General features: G+C 67.4%; 14 protein-coding genes. 4 read left to right on the top strand and 10 right to left on the bottom strand.

The genetic code is table 11. The features are described from left to right. The 3 genes from AOZ49_RS22885 to AOZ49_RS22875 form a co-directional block, all read left to right on the top strand. Positions 1–923, top strand: a 923-nt coding sequence (locus AOZ49_RS22885) for an ABC transporter ATP-binding protein (RefSeq protein ID WP_054477917.1), incomplete at its 5' end; no start/stop codon positions are given. Positions 924–960: 37 nt separating this feature from the next. Further along, positions 961–2,643, top strand: a complete 1,683-nt coding sequence (locus AOZ49_RS22880) for an ABC transporter permease subunit (RefSeq protein WP_054430965.1) — start codon at positions 961–963, stop codon at positions 2,641–2,643. A gap of 19 nt (positions 2,644–2,662) precedes the next feature. Next, positions 2,663–3,424, top strand: a complete 762-nt coding sequence (locus AOZ49_RS22875; RefSeq protein WP_054430967.1) for a DeoR/GlpR family DNA-binding transcription regulator — start codon at positions 2,663–2,665, stop codon at positions 3,422–3,424. Between the two features lie 7 nt (positions 3,425–3,431). Here the strand turns inward: AOZ49_RS22875 and AOZ49_RS22870 are convergent, their stop codons facing one another. The 4 genes from AOZ49_RS22870 to AOZ49_RS22855 all read right to left on the bottom strand — a co-directional run bounded on the left by AOZ49_RS22870 (position 3,432) and on the right by AOZ49_RS22855 (position 8,002). Then, positions 3,432–4,433, bottom strand: coding sequence for a Bug family tripartite tricarboxylate transporter substrate binding protein (locus AOZ49_RS22870; RefSeq protein WP_054430969.1), 1,002 nt, complete (start codon positions 4,431–4,433; stop codon positions 3,432–3,434). A gap of 166 nt (positions 4,434–4,599) precedes the next feature. After that, positions 4,600–6,195, bottom strand: a complete 1,596-nt coding sequence (locus AOZ49_RS22865) for a rhodanese-like domain-containing protein (protein ID WP_054477915.1) — start codon at positions 6,193–6,195, stop codon at positions 4,600–4,602. Positions 6,196–6,197: 2 nt separating this feature from the next. Then, positions 6,198–7,409 carry a cystathionine beta-lyase gene (metC, locus tag AOZ49_RS22860; RefSeq protein WP_054477913.1) on the bottom strand — a complete coding sequence of 404 codons (1,212 nt, stop codon included), beginning with the start codon at positions 7,407–7,409 and terminating at the stop codon, positions 6,198–6,200. Between the two features lie 5 nt (positions 7,410–7,414). After that, on the bottom strand, positions 7,415–8,002 hold the full coding sequence (locus AOZ49_RS22855) for a cysteine dioxygenase family protein (RefSeq protein WP_054430976.1): 588 nt from the start codon (positions 8,000–8,002) through the stop codon (positions 7,415–7,417). A 122-nt stretch (positions 8,003–8,124) separates the two neighbouring features. Between AOZ49_RS22855 and AOZ49_RS22850 the strand changes: the two genes are divergently transcribed. Next, a complete protein-coding gene (locus AOZ49_RS22850) occupies positions 8,125–9,006 on the top strand; it encodes a LysR substrate-binding domain-containing protein (RefSeq protein WP_054430978.1) in 882 nt (293 codons plus the stop codon). 48 nt (positions 9,007–9,054) lie between these two features. On the opposite strand, the gene AOZ49_RS22845 is transcribed toward AOZ49_RS22850, so the two are convergent. Genes AOZ49_RS22845 through mnmG form a run of 6 tightly spaced genes read right to left on the bottom strand, consistent with a single transcriptional unit; the run spans position 9,055 to position 15,247 of the window. Beyond that, entirely contained in the window at positions 9,055–10,059 is a 1,005-nt protein-coding gene (locus tag AOZ49_RS22845) for an asparaginase (protein WP_054477911.1), read from the bottom strand. Beyond that, on the bottom strand, positions 10,052–10,969 hold the full coding sequence (locus AOZ49_RS22840; protein ID WP_054430982.1) for a ParB/RepB/Spo0J family partition protein: 918 nt from the start codon (positions 10,967–10,969) through the stop codon (positions 10,052–10,054). Before AOZ49_RS22840 ends, AOZ49_RS22845 begins: the two co-directional genes overlap by 8 nt. Positions 10,970–11,013: 44 nt before the next feature. Then, positions 11,014–11,835 (bottom strand): GNAT family N-acetyltransferase, encoded by an 822-nt coding sequence (locus AOZ49_RS22835; RefSeq protein WP_054477909.1) that lies wholly within the window; start codon positions 11,833–11,835, stop codon positions 11,014–11,016. Between the two features lie 9 nt (positions 11,836–11,844). Further along, entirely contained in the window at positions 11,845–12,645 is an 801-nt protein-coding gene (locus tag AOZ49_RS22830; RefSeq protein ID WP_049077304.1) for a ParA family protein, read from the bottom strand. After that, complete coding sequence (rsmG, locus tag AOZ49_RS22825; RefSeq protein WP_054430986.1) at positions 12,642–13,331, bottom strand: 16S rRNA (guanine(527)-N(7))-methyltransferase RsmG; 690 nt, start codon at positions 13,329–13,331, stop codon at positions 12,642–12,644. The genes AOZ49_RS22830 and rsmG overlap by 4 nt, the downstream gene beginning before the upstream one ends. Continuing rightward, the gene (mnmG, locus tag AOZ49_RS22820; protein WP_054477907.1) at positions 13,328–15,247 is read right to left on the bottom strand and encodes a tRNA uridine-5-carboxymethylaminomethyl(34) synthesis enzyme MnmG; all 1,920 of its coding nucleotides are present in this window, start codon (positions 15,245–15,247) and stop codon (positions 13,328–13,330) included. The genes rsmG and mnmG overlap by 4 nt, the downstream gene beginning before the upstream one ends. Positions 15,248–16,239 lie beyond the last annotated feature (992 nt).

Here is a 16,239-nt window from a genome sequence, read left to right as displayed (position 1 = left end):
AATTCGTCTGCCTGCTGGGCCCCAGCGGCTGCGGCAAGACCACCCTGCTGCGCATCGTCGCCGGCCTGCTGCCATTCGACAGCGGCGCCATCACGCTGGGCGGACGCGACCTGTCGGCGCTGCCAGCGCGCAAGCGCGGCTTCGGCATCGTGTTCCAGTCGTATTCGCTGTTTCCCAACATGACCGTGGCCGAGAACGTCGGCTACGGCCTGCGCATCCGCGGCGAGAGCCGCGAGCGCATCGAGGCGCGGGTGCGTGAATTGCTGGCGCTGATCAAGCTGCCGGATTATGCACAGCGTTATCCCCACCAGCTGTCCGGCGGCCAGCAGCAACGCGTGGCATTGGCGCGGGCGCTGGCGGTGGACCCGGCGCTGATCCTGCTGGACGAACCGCTGTCGGCGCTGGACGCGCGCGTGCGCACCGACATGCGCGCCGAGATCCACGAGGTGCAGCGCCGCCTGCAGATCCCGACCATCATGGTGACGCACGACCAGGAGGAGGCGCTGACGCTGGCCGACAAGATCGTGTGCATGAACGACGGCCGCGTCGAGCAGGTGGGTTCGCCGTCCGACTTGTATCTGCGGCCGCGCACGCGCTTCGTCGCCAACTTCGTCGGCCTGAGCAACCTGCTGCCGACCGACTGGGTGCGCGAGGCCATGCCGGCACTGCTGGCGACCCGGCCCGATGGCGCCAGCGAGCGTTTCGAGGCCTGCCTGCGGCCGGAAAGCCTGCGCATCGCCGCCGATGCGCGCGGGCCGGGGCGGGTGCGCGAGATGACCTTCATGGGCAACCTGACGCGCGTGCGGGTGGCGTGGCAGGGCCGCGAGCTGCTGGTCGAGCAGCAGGGCGCGGCGGGCTTGTCGCAGGGCGCGCCGGTGCGCCTGGACATGGCGCCGGAACAGTGCGCCTGGGTCCGCGTATGACTGCGTCCGCCACGTCGGCACGCGCGGAGGCCAAGGCATGAACACGGTTCGTATCGGCGCCGCCACGTCGTCTCGCGCCAACCGCTCGCCGGCCTCCCTGGATCGCCTGCTGCTATGGACCTGCGTCGGCATTCCGATGGCGGGACTGGCGCTGTTCTTCCTGTATCCGCTGGCCACGGTCGGCTGGCGCAGCCTGGTGGAAAAGGACGGCGGCATCGGCCTGGGCAACTACGCCGAGGTATTCGCCACTCGCGGCATCCTGACCGCCACCGCCAACAGCCTGACGATGAGCGCGGCCACCACCGCCGTCAGCCTGTTGCTGGGCTTTGCCATCGCCTTCGGGCTGGACCGCAGCCGCATGCGCGGCAAGGCGCTGGTGAAGCTGGCGCTGGTGCTGCCGCTGCTGGCGCCGTCGCTGGTGCAGGGGTTGGGACTGATCTTCCTGCTCGGCCGCAACGGCCTGGTGCATCGCTGGACGGGGTGGGAATTCGATATCTACGGCTTCTGGGGCCTGCTGATCTCGAACGTGTTCTATGCCCTGCCCCAGGCGGTGCTGATCCTGCAGGCGGCGCTGCGCAACACCGATGCGCGCTATTACGACGCGGCCGAGGTGATGGGCGCGTCGAGCCTGCGGCAGTTCTTCGACATCACCCTGCCCAACTGCAAGTTCGGCCTGCTGAGCGCGGCGTTCGTGGTGTTCGTCATCACCATCACCGACTTCGGCAACGCCGCGGTGATCGGCGGCAACTACCGCGTGCTGGCCACCGAGATCTACAGCCAAGTGTCGGGCCAGATGAATTTCGGCATGGGCTCGGTGGTCGGCATCCTGCTGCTGCTGCCCTCGTTGATCTCGGTGCAGATCGAACGGGTGGCGTCGCAACGCCAGTTCGGCGCCGCCTCCCCCAGCGGACTGCGCGTCACGCCGCAGCCGGCGCGCGGCCGCGACCTGGCGTTCACGGCGGGCGTGCTGCTGTGCGCCAGCACCATCGTGGTGACGGTGGGCACCGTCGTGTTCGCCAGCTTCATGCGGCTGTGGCCGTACCGGATGGAGTGGACCCTGAAGCATTACGACATCACCGTCAGCGGCGGCTATGCGCCGCTGTGGACGTCGCTGTACCTGTCGCTGGCGGCCGCGGCCGGCGGCGTGCTGCTGCTGTTCTTCCTGACCTTCGGCGTCTGCCGCATTCCGCGCGCCTGGGCCAAGCTGGTGTACCTGGTGTCGGTGCTGCCGGTGGGCGTGCCGGGGCTGGTGCTGGGGCTGTCGTATATCTTCGCCTTCAACTCGCCCGCCAATCCGCTCTACGCGCTGTATGGCAGCGCCGCGCTGATCGCGCTGTGCAACTTCTACCACTATCACACGCAGGGCTTTCTGACGATGATGACCGGCATGCGCGCGGTGCCGCAGGCGCTGGAAGAAGCGGTGAGCTGCCTGGGCGGCGGCACCCTGCAGGTGCTGCGCGACGCGGTGCTGCCGCAGATCGCCGCCACGGTGCTGGGCGTGTTCTTTTTCCTGTTCATGCGGTCCATGGTGACGCTGTCGGCGGTGATCTTCCTGGTCACGCCGTCGGTCAGCGTCGCGCCGGTTTCCGTACTGCGGCTGGACGAAGCGGGGTTCGTCTCGCAGGCGGCGGCCTATTCGACGCTTATCATGCTGGTCGTGGGTGGTTCGCTGCTGGCGATGCGCGCGTTGATCGCGCTGCCGGCGCGGCGCCGCAAATAGAGATTAGGAAGCATCCGATATGTGGCAAGAAGAGCGGTATCAGAGAATCCGCGCCCTGCTGTCTTCCCTGCAGCAGGTATCGACCGACCGTATCGTCGGCGAACTGGGGGTATCGCGGGAGACCGTCCGGCGCGACCTGCTGGAACTGGAAGCGATGGGCGAACTGCGCCGCGTGCATGGCGGCGCGGTGCCGGTGCACAGCGAGCCGCCGATCGCCGAGCGCGTGCACACGCGCGTCAAGTACAAGCGCGCCATCGCCCGCGCCGCCGCCGGCCTGGTGACGAGCGGCCAGACGCTATTCCTGGACGCCGGCAGCACCACCAGCATGCTGGCCGACGAGCTGGCCAAGCTGAGCGGCCTGACCATCATCACCAATTCGTTCGACGTGGCGCTCAAGGTTGGCGCCGCGGGCAGCGGCGCCAACGAACTGCTCATGCTGGGCGGCTCGGTCGGCGGGCCGGTGTGCGCCACCGCCGGCGACATCACCATCGCCGAGATCCACCGCTACCGCGCCGACGTGGCGCTGCTGTCGCCGGTGGGCGTGGACGCCGAATGCGGCGCCACCAGCTACGACCTGCGCGAAGCCGAGGTGGCGCGCGCCATGGCGGCCAACGCCAAGCAGCGCATCCTGCTGGCCGACTTCAGCAAGATCGGCCTGTGCAGCCGGGTGTCGTACTGCGAAGTGAACCGCATCGATCACCTGATCACCAACACCAATGCGCAGAAGCAGCCCGCCTACGCGGCCCTGAAGGCCGCCGTGGGCAAGCTGCTGGCGGTGTAGCCGGGCCTCAATCCACCGAGACGCCGGCCACCTTCACCATGTCGGCCCAGTAGGCGGTGTCCTGCTGCAGGCGCTTGCCGAAGGCGTCGGGCGCGCTGCCCACGGGCTGGCTGCCGCCGGCCTGGATCTTGGCGATGACGTTGGGCGATTTCATCGCCTGCGCCACGGCCTGCGCCAGATAGGCGACGCGTTCGGGCGGCGTGCCTGCCGGCGCGAACAGGCCATACCAGTCGTCGGCCGTGATGCCGTCCATGCCGGACTGCCCGAGCGTGGGCGCGCCCTTGAAGATGCCGATGCCGTTTTCATGGCTGAGCGCCAGGATGCGCAGCTTGCCGGCCGCCACCATCGGCTCGGCCGAGGCCGGCGAGGTGATCAGCATGTCGACCGTGCCGCCCATCAGGTCGGTAATGGCGGGCGCGGCGCCGCGGTACGGCACGTGCACCAGCTTCACGTTGGCCTTCTGCGACAGCAGCGCCCCCATCAGGTGGCTCATGGTGCCGTTGCCGGGCGTGGCGTAGGTGATGACGCCCGGCTGCTTGCGCGCGGCATCCAGATAGTCGCCCAGCGATTTGTAGGCGCTTTCGCTGCGCGCCACCAGCACCAGCGGCGCCGAGGTGATCTGCGAGATCGGCACGAAATCCTTGAGCGGATCGAAGCCGACGTTCTTGTACAGGCGCGGATTGACCGCCATGACGCTGGTCTGCGACATCACCAGCGTGTAGCCATCGGGCTTGGCGCGCGAGACCTGCGAAGTGCCGACGTTGCCGCCCGCGCCGGAGCGGTTTTCCACCACCACGCTCTGGCCGATGAGGGCGCCCAGTTCCTGCGCGATGAGACGCGCCACGCCATCATTGCCGCCCCCGGGCGGGAACGGCGACACCACGGTGATCGCCTGCTTGGGATAGTCGGCCAATGGCGCCGGCGCCTGGGCGTGGGCATTCATCCCCCACGCCAGGCAGGCCAGGGCCGCGGCGGTCTTGCAGGCGTGCTGCAGGTTGAGCTTGTTCATCGGTATTTCCCCTTGTGGTTGGCGGCCGGATGCTCGGCCGTCCATTGCATTTCGGTTCGCCATGAACCGTCCGCGCCCCGCCGGCGAAAGCGCCGGGGCGTGCTGATCGGATGAAGCGTTGGGCGCGGCCGCCGTGGCGGCCGCGAGGGTCATTCAGCCCCGGCGGTCACCCGGCCGGGAAGCGGTACGCGGCGCGCTCGCGCGCGTCGATCTGCTTGACCAGGTTGGTTTCCCAGGCAAGGTACTGACGCGCCGCGGCCTTGTTGCCGTCGTGGCGGTCATGCACGAAGAACAGGTAGTCGATGCAATCGGCATCGGCCGGTTCGGCCGGCGTGGCCGCCAGCGCCAGGCCCGCCGCCGCCCAGCCCGCGGGCGTGCCCAGGTTGGCCTTGACGTCACGCACGCCGAGCGCGCGCAGATCCGCCGCGGCCCACGCGACCAGCGCGCGTTCGTCGGCCAGCAGCACCAGCGGACGCGCGGGATCCAGCGCCAGGTCGGCGAAACGCGGCCGCACCGACCAGCGCGCGCCGTCGATGTGCTGGGCGCGATAGCGCATGCTGGAACGGATGTCGACCAGCTGCGCGCCTTGTGCCAGCGCGGCGGCCAGCGCCGCGTCGTCGAGCACCGTCAACGCCGGCTCCGCCGCCGGGGCGACCGGCGCCTGCAGGTCGGCGGCCACGCCTTCCCGCAGCACGCTCGCGTCCCAGCCCATCTGGCGCAGCCAGCTGGCCACCACCGGCGCGCGCACGCCTTCGCCATCGAACACCACGATGCGCGCGCCGCGCACCGCCAGGTATTGGTCGGTGGCCTGGACCAGCTGGCCGCCGGGCGTATGCTGGGCGCCAGGCAGCGAGCCGCGCGCGAATTCCTCGGCGCTGCGCACGTCGCACAGGAAGGTGCTGCGGCTGGCGTCGTTCAGCCATTCACGCACCTGCGCGGCGTTCACCTCGGGTACGCCATGACGGCGGGCCAGGCCGGCCGAGCGCTGCGCCAGGTCGGGCAGGTCCGCGGCGGCAACGGCGTCGTCGTAGCGGCGGCTGGCGCCGTGGTCCAGCTTGAAGTCCGCCAGATACCAGCCCTGCGTGCCGTTCTCCAGCGCATAGACGGGGTTGGGCACGCCCAGGTTGATGAGCGTCTGCGCGCCGATGATGCTGCGCGTGCGGCCGGCGCAATTGATCACGATGGTGGTGTTGGGGTCGCGCGCCAGCGTGTGGGCGCGCAACGCCAGCTCGCCATTCGGGCAGCAGATGCCGCCGGGAATGCTCATCTTCTGGTATTCGGCGTAGGGCCGGCCATCCAGCACGATCAGGTCGTCGCCGCGGCGCTGGCGCTCGGCCAGCTCGGCGGCGCTGATGCGCGGGGTGTGGAAAACTTCTTCGGCCAGTTCGCCGAAGGTCTTGCTCGGCACGTTGACGCCGGCGAAGGCGGCATAGCCATCGCGCTGCCATTGCGCGATGCCGCCGGCCAGGCGATAGACCCGCGTGTAGCCCAGGGCGCGCAGGGCCGTCGCCGCGCGCGCGGCGACGTCGTCATCGCCGCCTTCGTCGTAGACCACCAGACGCACGTCGCGGCGCGGCGCCAGGCGCGCGATGTCGGCCTCGAGCCGGCTGAACGGCACGGGGGCCGCGTAGAACAGATGGGACTCACCGTACTGGCCATGCTCGCGCACGTCCAGCAGCGCAATCTCGCCGCCGTCATGCAGCCAGCCCTTGAGGGTGTGCGAGTCAATATCGGCCAGTTTCAGGTCGGAATGGGAATGCATCGTTAAATCCGCAGGGAATCGGGGGAATGGGAGTTCAGGGCCTTCAGGCTCGGCCGCAATTGGTCGAATGCCTGTTCGAGGTCGGCGATCAGGTCGTCCGGATCCTCCAGGCCGATATGCAGGCGCAACATGGCGCCGTGCGCGGCGACGGGCAGGGCGCGCGCCTTGGCCAGATTGACGGGAATCACCAGGCTTTCGAAGCCGCCCCAGGAGGCGCCGATGCCGAACAGGCGCAGCGCGTCGATGGCGCGCTCCATGTCGGCGTCGGCGATGCCGGCGGCGAATTCCAGCGTCAACAGGCCATTGGCGCCCGAGCATTCACGCCGCCAGACCGCATGCGCGGGATCGTCGGGCAAGGCCGGGCACAACACGCGCGCCACTTCCGCCCTGCCCTGCAGCCACTGCGCCACGCGCAGGGCGCTGCGAGCGTGCTGCGCCATGCGCAGCGGCAGCGAACGCATGCCGCGCAGCACCAGGTAGGCGTCGTCCGCGCCGACGGTCTGGCCGAAGTCGATGCTGGCGCGTTCCAGCGCGCGCCAGGCGCGGGCATTGGTCACGACTGCGCCCATCATCACGTCGGCGTGGCCGCCCAGGTACTTGGTGGCGGCGAGGATCGAGATATCCGCGCCCAGCGCCAGCGGCTGGCACAGCAATCCCGACGCCCAGGTGTTATCCACAGCCAGCCAGCAATCGTGGCGCCGCGCCAGGTCGGCCAGCTGCCGCAGGTCCGGCATCTCGTAGGTCAGCGAGCCGGGCGACTCGGCATAGATCATGCGCGTGTTGGGGCGCAGCAGCTGCGCCAGGCCGGCGCCGTCCGGCGGATAGAAGGTGAATTCGATGCCCAGCCGCGCCAGGTGCTCGGCGCAGAAACGGCGCACCGGTTCATAGACCGCGTCGGTCACCAGCACGTGGTCGCCGGCGCGCAGATAGGCCAGCAGCACGACGGCGATGGCGGCCTGCCCCGTGGGATACAGCTGCGCGCGATGGCCCTGCTCCAGCTCGACCAGCGCGTCTTCCAGCGCGTGCGTGCTGTCGGTGCCGCGCGCGCCGTACGACGGCAGGCGTTCCTGTTCGCGGCGGGCGCGGGTGTCACGCCAGGCCGCGACGCTGTCGAACACAAACGTGCTGGCGCGCGTGACCGGGGTGTTGACCCAGCCGGCATGGGGACGCCCGGCGCGCAGCAGGCGCGTCGCGGGCCGCAGGGGCTTGTTCATGATGGTCAGCGGCGGGTCTGCACGCCGATCGGCATGACTTTGCAGGTGCCGGCCGCCAGGTCGAAGGCGAGCCGTTCGGTCAGCGTCTCGAGGGCGCGGCCGTACATGTGCAAATGGCGGATGACACTGTCGCCCTGGATCTCGACGGCGTGGATGTCGTCGGGCATCAGCGCGATGCCGGCGCCCGGCCCCACCACCACGGTGCCGGTCTTTTCCAGGTGGCCCACGCCCGGCACCGAGCCGTCGTCGGTGCGGTCGTAGACGTAGTTGTATTCCACGCCTTCCACGGCGGCGATACAGGCCCAGGTGGTGTGGTTGTGCGGCACGATCTGCTTGCCGGGGCGCATCACGTTCAGGTAGAGCGCGTAGCTCTTGTCGGCGTCTTCGCCGATCAGGTAGCGCGCCTGGCGCTCGCCCTCTTCCGGCGCCGGGTAGCGGTCCTGGGCCCACCAGTCTGTATGGCCGGCCAGGCCGATCAGCTCGTCCAGCACGGCCTTCAGGCTGTCGCGGTTCAGGCCCTTATTTCCTAAAGTATTTTTAATATTTCCGATGGCGCTATCGATGCCCTGCTGCTGGGGGTGCGTGGTGCTCACAGTGACTTTCCCTCTTATTTCATGAGTTATTGCAGTCACTGTATCGCCGCAAAGAGGCGCCAACAATTTAATTTGCCTTAATATTCCATAAGCATTGCTAATACTTTGGACCCACCGCTCCCATGCGCAATCTCGATCTGGACCTGCTGCGCACGCTGACCGCGATCGCGCGCCATGAAACGTTTTCGGAAGCGGCCAATCGGCTGCACAAGACCCAGTCGGCGGTGACGCAGCAGATGCAGCGGCTGGAAGCGGCCATCGGCCTGCCGCTGTTCGAGAAACAGGGGCGCAACAAGGCCTTATCCACGCATGGACGGCGCCTGGTCGAATATGCGCGCCACATGCTGGCCATCAACGATGAAGCGCTGCGCGCGCTGCAGGACGCGCCGCTGGAAGGCGACCTGCGGCTGGGCGCGCCGCTGGACGTGGCCGACACCATCCTGCCGACCCTGCTGACCCACATCGCGCGCTCGGCGCCGCGCGTGAAACTGGAGATCCGCACCGACCGCAGCCCGTTCCTGATGGATGCGCTGCGGGCCGGCGAACTGGACCTGACCATCTCGACCCGCTTCGACCAGGAATTCGAAGGCGTGGCGCTGCGCACCTCGCCCACGGTGTGGCTGGCCTCGGCCGACTACGTGCACGACATCAACGCGCCGGTGCCGCTGGTGCTGGCCGACGAGCCCAGCATCTTCCGCCGCCTGGCGCTGACCGCGCTGGAACAGGCGCAGGTGCGCTGGCACACCAACTACGTGGCGCCCAACCTGGTCGGCATCAAGGCCGCGCTGCGCGCGGGCCTGGGCGTGACGGCGCGCAGCGTCGAACTGCTGGCGCCGGAAATGCGGGTGCTGGGGGAAAAGGAAGGCCTGCCGCCCTTGCCGGACGTGACGTACTTCCTGTGGATAAGGCGGGATCTGATCAATCCGCTGACGCGGCAGGTCTACGACATGCTGCGCACCAGCCTGGGATTGGCGCACGGCGCGGACGCGCCGCCCAATCCGTAGCGGCGGCATCGCGGGGACAGCCCCGTTGAATGCCGCCGTGGGCCCCGCTCAGTAGCGATCGAAGCAGCGCTGCAGCGCCGCGGGTTCACGCGTGACGCACAGCGCCAGCATCAGCAGGACGCGAGCCTTCTGCGGATTCAGGTCGCCGGCGGCGACGAAACCCAGCGCCGCGTCATCCAGCTCGACGTCGCGCGCGACGAAGCCGCTGCCGGTGCGGCTGGACCGCGCCACCGCGACGCCGTCGGCGGCGGCGCGGGTCAAGGCGTCGATGGCCAGGTCGGTGGCGTTGCCGTCACCCACGCCCGCCAGCACGATGCCGTCGGCCTGGCGCGCGATGAAATCGATGACGTCGCCTTGCAGGTCGGCGTGCGCATAAACGATATCCACGCGCGGCCAGCCGGCCTTTTCCAGCAATGCGAGTGAAAACTCGCTTTGTGTCGTGTGCGTGGTGGTGTTGCGTGAATAGAAGCACGGCGTGCCGCCATGCATCACGCCGGCGCGACCGCGATTGGGCGAGGAGAAGGCGTTGATGCCGGCGCTGGCGATCTTCTGCAGTTCGCGGGCGTAGTGCACGTCTTCGTTCATGACGACCAGCGGCCCGCGGCCGCGCGCGTCGGGATGGCGCGCCAGCGCCACGGCGTTGTACAGGTTCGCCGGGCCTTCGGCGCCCAGCGCGGTGGCCGGGCGCATCGCGCCCACCAGCACCACCGGCTTGTCCTGCTGGATCACCAGGCTGAGAAAGTACGCGGTCTCTTCAAGCGTGTCGGTGCCATGCGTGATGACGATGCCGGCCACCGACGGATCGGCGCACAGCGCATCGACACGGCGCGCCAACGCGCGCCAGACGTCATGCGTCATGTTCTGGCTGCCGACGTTGGCGACCTGTTCGGCGCGGATGTCGGCCAGCGTCGACAGCTGCGGCACGGCGGCCAGCAGGTCGCCCACCGAGAAGGAGCCCGACTTGTAGCCGGCGGAAGTGGCGTCGGCCTGCGCGCCGGCGATGGTGCCGCCGGTGGCCAGGACCGCGACGACCGGCAATGCCTGCTCAGGCATCGACGACTCCCGACAGGCCCTGCCGTTCCAGCAGCGAATTCAGGTGTTCCCAGCCATGGAAGTCGATGACGATCTGGCCCTTTTCCTTGGCGCCGACCTTCAGCGCCACGCGCGTGCCCAGATGGTCGGACAGCGCCTCTTCCAGGCGCGTCAGGTCGCGCGACACGCCGTTGGCCTTCTTCTTGGGCGAGGCGGCGCTCTCGGCTTCCTTGGCGGTCTTGGCGACCAGCTTTTCGGCTTCGCGCACCGACAGGCGGCGCGCGATGATCTGGTTGGCCAGCTGGATCTGCGTGGCCGCGTCCACCGCCAGCAGCGCGCGCGCATGGCCCATGTCGACGTCGCCGGCCAGCAGCATGGTCTGCACCGCGGCAGCCAGGTTCAACAGGCGCAGCAGGTTGCTGGTGGCCGAGCGCGAGCGGCCGATGGCCTGGGCGGCCTGCTCGTGGGTCAGGCCGAATTCGTCCAGCAGGCGGCGCACGCCATGCGCCTCTTCCAGCGGGTTCAGGTCTTCGCGCTGGATGTTCTCGATCAGCGCCATGACGGCCGCGTTTTCGTCGGCGACTTCGCGCACCAGCACCGGCACTTCCTTCAGGCCGGCCAGCTGCGCGGCGCGGAAACGGCGTTCGCCCGCGATGATTTCGTAATGGCCGGGCGCATCGCCCAGCGCGCGCACAAGAATGGGTTGCATGATGCCTTGTGTGCGAATCGACTCGGCCAGCTCGCCCAACGCGCCCTCGTCCATGCGGGTGCGCGGCTGATACTTGCCGGCCCGCATCTTCGAAACAGGCAGGGTGGACGGCAGACCCTCGGGCTTGGCCGGGGCCTTGCCGATGTTGTCGATGGCGGGCGCGTCGGCGCCCAGCAAAGCGTCAAGTCCGCGACCCAATCCCTTGGGTTTCTTGGTGGCCATAGTTAAATCCTCTTTCCTTCTGTTTTTGGTATCCCGAGCGAAGCTCAGGCGGCCGCCTGCTCGGCGGGCAGGCGGTACCAATACGCATAACAGTCTTTGAAACCGTAGCGGCCATACAAAGCGCGCGCGGCGGTGTTTTGCGGCTCCACCTGCAGATAGGCCGTGGTGGCGCCGTCTTCGACGCACACGGCCAGCAGATGTTCGACCAACATCGCGGCGTGCCCCTTGCGCCGCTGGGCGGGGTCCGTCACGATGTCGAACAGCCCCGCGAGATCGCCATCCCGCACGGCCATGCCGCCCGCCACGCATTCGCCAGCGGCGTCGAACGCCAGCACCGGCAAGATATCCACAGCCAGCCCCTCCAGACGCGCCTGATGCTCGGCGATGTGCTCGGGCCGGGAATCGCGCATGCGTCCGACCGCCGCCGCGAAGCGGGCAGCGTCCACTGTCCTGAAAAGCAGATCGCCCCGGGCGGCCAGCCTGGGGGCGAGCGGCATGCTCATGACTCGGGTCTCTTCGGTAAGGAGGTAGCCCCGCGACGCCAGTTCGGCATCCAGGGCGAAATCGGGGCCGAGGGAGGTCAGGCGCAGCACCATGGGCAGGCCATGGCGCGCGTACAACGTTGAACAATACGCCAGCCGCTCATCGAGCGGACGTGTGGATAACCCCAGCACATTGATGCTGCGTACCCGTTTGGCGGACGACGGCGCGAAACGCACCAGCCAGCCGTCGTAGAGCACCTGCGCGCGCACCGCCGTGGCATTGAGCGCGGCCTCTTCCAGCCGCACGCGCAACGCGTCGCGCACGTCGACGGGCGGCGTGCGGGTATGGGGGGAGTCCGGGGACAGGCGCGTGACGGCGGACATGCGGGCGGCTTACTTGTTGAGTTCGCGGACGCGCTCGATCATTTCGGCGCCGAAGGAGATGTACGCCTGCGCGCCACGCGAGGCGCGGTCGTACACCACGCCGGGCATGCCATAGCTGGGCGCTTCGGCCAGCCGCACGTTGCGCGGCACCACGGTCTTGAAGACCTTGTCGCCGAAGTGCGATTCGAGCTGCGCCGACACCTGCTGCTGCAGGGTCATGCGCGGGTCGAACATCACGCGCAGCAGGCCGATGACGCGCAGGTCATCGTTGATGTTGCGATGCACGCGCTTGATGGTGTTGACCAGGTCGGACAGGCCTTCGAGCGCGAAGTATTCGCACTGCATCGGAATGATGACGCCGTGCGCGGCCGCCAGGCCGTTCAGCGTCAGCAGCGACAGCGTCGGCGGGCAATCGATGAGCACGAAGTCGTACTGGCTGCCGACGGTGTCGATGGCGGCCTTGAGCTGGCGCTCGCGTTCATCCATCTGCACCAGGTCGATCTCGGCGCCGGACAGTTCGCGGTTGGCGGGCAGCACGTCATAGCCGCCCGACTCGGAGCGCACGCGCGCCTGCTCGATGGTGGCTTCGCCGATCAGCACCTGGTACAGGTTCGACTCGAGCGAATTCTTGTCGATGCCGCTGCCCATGGTGGCGTTGCCTTGCGGGTCCAGGTCCACCAGCAGCACGCGTTGCTTGTGCGTGGCCAGCCCGGCCGCCAGGTTGATGGCGGTGGTCGTCTTGCCGACACCGCCCTTCTGGTTGGCGATGCAGAAAACGCGGGCGGTCGAGCTGGGGGGTAAGTTCTTCATAGGGTTCCTTGACTGCGGCGCATCCAGATCAGGCAGCGTTCTGCTTGCAGCTCCGGCACCCGGAGCGGCTGAATATGGTCGACTTGCCATTCCCCACGCGCGTGCAGCGCCTGGATTTCATCATCCGGGACCTTGCCCTTCATGGCGACGAGGGTACCACCGTTGTCCACATGTCTGCCCGCGAGCATCGCAAAATCCTCCAAGGAGGCGAATGCGCGCGACGTCACAATGTTGCAGCCGGCGGGTTCCAGCGTTTCGATGCGCGCGTGGCGCGCCTGCAGATTCGGCAGCGCCAGCGCGCCGCTCATCTGCCGGACGAATGCGGTTTTCTTTTCAACGGCGTCGATGCAGGTCACCGACCATTCGGGCCGCATGACCGCCAGGACGACGCCGGGCAACCCGCCGCCGGAGCCGACGTCGTAGACCTTGGCTGGCGTGCCGGGCGCGCCCAGCGCTTCGCTGAACGGCCCCACGGCGGCCAGGCTGTCGAACAGGTGCTGCACCAGCATCTGCTGCGGATCGCGGATCGCGGTCAGGTTGTAGGTCCGGTTCCAGCGCTGCATCTGCGCCAGGTAGTCGAGCAGCTTGGCGGCCGCGGCGGCGTCCGCCTGCAGTCCGAGCTGCTCGAAGGCATGCGAGAGGCGGCCGGCCATGTCCGCGCCGGCCGGTTGGGGATGGGCGCTCATGCGGCTTGCTTGCGCGAGCCGTAGTGCAGGCGCTTCAGGTGGATCAGCAGCAGCGAGATCGCCGCCGGCGTCACGCCCGAAATGCGGGCGGCCTGGCCGATGGTTTCGGGCCGATGCGTCTTGAGTTTCTGGCGCACTTCGAACGACAGGCTGGTCACGGCGTCGTAGTCGACATCGGCCGGGATCGGCTGTTGTTCGTGCGCGATCTGTTTCTGTACTTCGTCCTGCTGGCGGGCGATGTAGCCGGCGTACTTGACCTGGATCTCGACCTGCTCGGCCAGGACCTCGTCCTCGACCACGCCCGGACCGGCCAGCAGCGTGCCGTCGGTGTTGCGGGCGGCCATCAGCGCTTCATAGGAAACATTGGGCCGTTTAAGCAGGTCTGCAAGTGAGTACTCACGTTCAATCGCCTTGCCCAGCAGCGGTTCGGCCGCTTCCAGCGGCAGCACGCGCGGGTTGACCCACGACGACTTCAGGCGCTCGACTTCGGCGGCGACAGCATCGCGCTTGCGGTTGAACGCGTCCCAGCGGGCGTCGTCGACGATGCCGAGCTGGCGGCCGATTTCGGTCAGGCGCAGGTCGGCATTGTCTTCACGCAGGCTCAGGCGGTATTCGGCGCGCGAGGTGAACATGCGGTACGGCTCGGTCACGCCGCGGGTGACCAGGTCGTCCACCAGCACACCGAGGTAGGCCTCGTCGCGCCGCGGCGTCCAGGGGTCGCGGCCGAGCGACGACAGGGCGGCGTTGACTCCGACCAGCAGGCCTTGGGCCGCGGCTTCTTCGTAGCCGGTGGTGCCGTTGATCTGGCCGGCGAAGTACAGACCGGAGATCGCCTTGGTTTCCAGCGTGCTCTTCAATCCACGTGGATCGAAGTAGTCGTATTCGATGGCGTAGCCGGGGCGCAGGATGTGCGCGTTTTCCAGGCCGGGCAAGGAATGGATCAGGTCCAGCTGCACATCGAAAGGCAGGCTGGTGGAAACGCCGTTCGGATAGACCTCGTGCGTGTCCAGACCTTCCGGTTCCAGGAAGACCTGGTGCGATTCCTTGTCGGCGAAGCGGTGGATCTTGTCTTCGATCGACGGGCAGTAGCGCGGGCCAACACCCTCGATGACGCCGCTGTACATCGGCGAGCGGCCCAGGCCGCCGCGGATGATGTCGTGGGTGCGGGCGTTGGTGTGCGTGATCCAGCACGGCAGCTGCCGCGGGTGCATGGCCACGTTGCCCATGTACGAGAACACCGGAATCGGGTCCAGGTCGCCCGGCTGCTCTTCCAGGATGCTGTAGTTGATGCTGCGGCCGTCGATGCGCGGCGGCGTGCCGGTCTTCAGGCGGCCTTGCGGCAGCTGCAGTTCCTTGAGGCGCTGCCCCAGGGAAATCGCCGGGGGGTCGCCAGCGCGGCCGCCGGAATAGTTCTGCAGTCCCACGTGGATCAGGCCGTTCAGGAACGTGCCGGCGGTCAGGACCACCGTTTTCGCCCGGAACTTCAGGCCGACCTGGGTAACGGCGCCGACCACGCGGTCGCCCTCCACCATCAGATCCTCCACCGCCTGCTGGAACAACCAGAGGTTCGGCTGGTTCTCCAGGCGGCCACGGATGGCCTTGCGGTACAGCACCCGGTCCGCCTGCGCGCGGGTAGCGCGCACGGCCGGGCCCTTGGAGCCGTTCAGGATACGAAACTGAATCCCCGCCTCGTCCGTCGCCAGCGCCATGGCGCCGCCAAGGGCATCGACTTCTTTGACGAGATGGCCCTTGCCAATCCCGCCGATGGAGGGATTGCAGGACATTTGGCCTAGGGTCTCGATGTTGTGAGTCAGCAGCAGCGTCTGGGCACCAGTGCGTGCCGCAGCCAGCGCCGCTTCGGTACCGGCGTGGCCGCCACCGACGACGATGACATCGAATTCGCGGGGATAATCCATGATGGGGAGATAAGAGAGCGTTCGGTGCTCATTATAGAGGCAGGGGGTGCATGTTTCACGTGAAACATGGTTCGGTGCAGCAATGCGGGCAGTAACACTCCGCCTCGTGTGCAAATTGGCAACGAGGGCGACTCGATCGACGTTTGAATATGTCGGCATCTGCCGCTGTTAGGGGGATGTTTCACGTGGAACATCCTGTGGCTACGCCCGGACCTGGCGATGTTTCACGTGAAACATGCAGTGTGCCCCGGTCGGACTGACTGTCCAATACCGTTCATCAAGTGCATTCGGGTCTTGGGTTGGCCCAGGTTGGGTGCTTCGTGAGTCTTTACCCTTCCCTCGTTCGACCTTGGCCTTCCTCCTATGTTTCACGTGAAACATGCCTGCGCGCCTGTCTGTGGAGGGAATTGATCTGGGTCTATCGAAGACTCGGGCCAGGATATCTATCGATGCCTCGACGGTCGGCAGCCCTTCATTCGCCCTGTGCCTCCCGCTGGAGACCAATGTTTCACGTGGAACATCGCTCACTTGAGTACCTTGCTCAGGGGAATACGTCAGCCTGCACACCGGCTAGACATAGTCATACCCTCCCCCTGCCGACGTCCTGATCCGATGTTTCACGTGGAACATACCGGGTGGGAGCCCTTTGAACCGATGCCAATTAGTAGCTGGGCGACCCAGCTCAAGTTGATGTTCCACGTGGAACATCACGTGAGATACGTCGCCTCTATAGCCTACTCGCTTTGAAAACCCGTTCCTGCCAGCCCGTCAGCTTCAGAATCACGGCCAAGTCACTCCAAGAACATAGGAAAAGAAGTGCTGCCGCCCGGCCATTCGGATAGTTCATCGACGCGGAAAAATTTGGGTTTTATCACCCCTACCCTACCCCTACCCCAAAACATCCCGAATTTTTCCTGTTCCACGTGAAACAGCATATCGATCCGGGCCAGTCTGCACGCATCGAATCTCACAATCGTCACCACCGCCATCGC

Origin of the sequence: Achromobacter sp. 2789STDY5608615, from assembly GCF_001298995.1 — a bacterium.
Classification (GTDB): domain Bacteria; phylum Pseudomonadota; class Gammaproteobacteria; order Burkholderiales; family Burkholderiaceae_B; genus Achromobacter; species Achromobacter insuavis.
Note: the sequence above shows the minus strand (reverse complement) of the source record. Positions and strands in the feature narration are given on the sequence as shown.

What these genes read in the sequence shown, in the direction of transcription:
- AOZ49_RS22845 (WP_054477911.1), bottom strand. Translation starts at nt 10,059, where the DNA reads ATGCCTGAGCAGGCATTGCCGGTCGTCGCGGTCCTGGCCACCGGCGGC.
- AOZ49_RS22850 (WP_054430978.1), top strand. Translation starts at nt 8,125, where the DNA reads ATGCGCAATCTCGATCTGGACCTGCTGCGCACGCTGACCGCGATCGCG.
- AOZ49_RS22835 (WP_054477909.1), bottom strand. Translation starts at nt 11,835, where the DNA reads ATGTCCGCCGTCACGCGCCTGTCCCCGGACTCCCCCCATACCCGCACG.
- AOZ49_RS22870 (WP_054430969.1), bottom strand. Translation starts at nt 4,433, where the DNA reads ATGAACAAGCTCAACCTGCAGCACGCCTGCAAGACCGCCGCGGCCCTG.
- mnmG (WP_054477907.1), bottom strand. Translation starts at nt 15,247, where the DNA reads ATGGATTATCCCCGCGAATTCGATGTCATCGTCGTCGGTGGCGGCCAC.
- AOZ49_RS22840 (WP_054430982.1), bottom strand. Translation starts at nt 10,969, where the DNA reads ATGGCCACCAAGAAACCCAAGGGATTGGGTCGCGGACTTGACGCTTTG.
- AOZ49_RS22830 (WP_049077304.1), bottom strand. Translation starts at nt 12,645, where the DNA reads ATGAAGAACTTACCCCCCAGCTCGACCGCCCGCGTTTTCTGCATCGCC.
- rsmG (WP_054430986.1), bottom strand. Translation starts at nt 13,331, where the DNA reads ATGAGCGCCCATCCCCAACCGGCCGGCGCGGACATGGCCGGCCGCCTC.
- AOZ49_RS22865 (WP_054477915.1), bottom strand. Translation starts at nt 6,195, where the DNA reads ATGCATTCCCATTCCGACCTGAAACTGGCCGATATTGACTCGCACACC.
- AOZ49_RS22880 (WP_054430965.1), top strand. Translation starts at nt 961, where the DNA reads ATGAACACGGTTCGTATCGGCGCCGCCACGTCGTCTCGCGCCAACCGC.
- AOZ49_RS22875 (WP_054430967.1), top strand. Translation starts at nt 2,663, where the DNA reads ATGTGGCAAGAAGAGCGGTATCAGAGAATCCGCGCCCTGCTGTCTTCC.
- metC (WP_054477913.1), bottom strand. Translation starts at nt 7,409, where the DNA reads ATGAACAAGCCCCTGCGGCCCGCGACGCGCCTGCTGCGCGCCGGGCGT.